The sequence below is a fragment of the Caulobacter sp. GW821-FHT09A05 genome, from assembly GCF_059418465.1.
Genome location: NZ_JBWKPX010000063.1, coordinates 1 through 1,267, shown reverse-complemented (window position 1 = coordinate 1,267; position 1,267 = coordinate 1). Strand labels below are relative to the sequence as shown.

The 1,267-nt window shown below is 69.3% G+C and carries 1 protein-coding gene; it reads left to right on the top strand.

Annotated features, from left to right (window positions below; translation table 11 throughout):
* Window positions 1-88 precede the first annotated feature (88 nt).
* Window positions 89-1,264 (top strand): IS481 family transposase, encoded by a 1,176-nt coding sequence (locus tag AC07NX_RS26180; protein WP_494646048.1) that lies wholly within the window; start codon window positions 89-91, stop codon window positions 1,262-1,264.
* Window positions 1,265-1,267 lie beyond the last annotated feature (3 nt).

Genomic DNA, 1,267 nt, shown 5'->3' with positions numbered 1-1,267 from the left:
TGTTCAGTCCGGGGACATGCCTGACGGGTGTTCGGGGACATAGCTGACACATCATCATTGGCGGACTGGCTCGAAGGGAGGGCGGTCCATGCCTTGGCGGGAGGTGTCGGCGATGGAGCAGCGGCGGGAGTTTGTCCGGCTGGCGATGATGGAGGGGGCCAACCGGCGGGAGTTGTGTCGGCGGTTCGAGATCAGCCCGGAGGTCGGCTACAAGTGGCTGGACCGGTCGAAGGCGGGGGATGAGGCTCTGGCCGACCGGTCGCGGCGGCCGCACAGCAGTCCCGGGCGCAGCGCTCCCGAGCTGGAGGCGGCGGTGCTGGCGGTGCGCGAGGCCCATCCGGCCTGGGGCGCGCGCAAGATCGGCGCCTGGCTGGAGCGGCGGGGCGTCGATCCGCCGGCGGTCTCGACGATCCACGCGATCCTGCGGCGGCATGGCCGGATCGATCCCTTCCCCACCGCGCCGGGCAAGGCTTGGACGCGCTTTGAGAAGGCCGAGCCCAACCAGCTGTGGCAGATGGACTTCAAGGGTTGGTTCCGACTGTCCTCGGGCGAGCCCTGCCACCCCCTGACGATCGTCGACGACCACTCGCGCCTGTCGCCCTGCCTGAAGGCCTGCGCCGACCAGCAGGGCCAGACGGTCCGGCCTCACCTGGAGGCGACCTTCCGGCGCTACGGCCTGCCCCTGGCCTTCTTCGTCGACAACGGTCCGCCCTGGGGCGAGCCCAGCGGCGAACACTGGACCCGACTGGAGGTCTGGCTGCTCAAGCTGGGCGTGAGCGTGCTGCACAGCCGGCCCTATCACCCCCAGAGCCGCGGCAAGATCGAGCGCTTCCACCGCAGCTTGGCCGCCGAGGTCCTGGACCTCAAGCGCTTCGACAGCTTCACCCAGGTCCAGCGCGCCTTCGACCGTTGGCGCGAGGTCTACAACTTCGAGCGCCCCCATGAGGCCCTCAAGCTGAACTGCCCCGCCGAGCGCTACCGGCCCAGCCCCCGGACCATGCCCGACAGCCTTCCAGAACCCCAGTACGACAGCGGCGAGATTGTGCGCACCGTCTCGACCACCAAGGCCTATGTCCGCTTCAAGGGCCGGCTGTGGCGCGTCCCCAAGGCCTTCCGCGGCGAGCGCCTGGCCCTGCGGCCCCTGACCCGCGACGGCCACTACGGCGTCTTCTTCGCCAGCCATCAGGTCGCCACCATCGACTTGACCGACCCCAAACCTGTCAGTCATGTCCCCGAACAGGTGTCCGCCATGTCCCCGAACTGAACA

What these genes read in the sequence shown, in the direction of transcription:
- AC07NX_RS26180 (WP_494646048.1), top strand. Translation starts at nt 89, where the DNA reads ATGCCTTGGCGGGAGGTGTCGGCGATGGAGCAGCGGCGGGAGTTTGTC.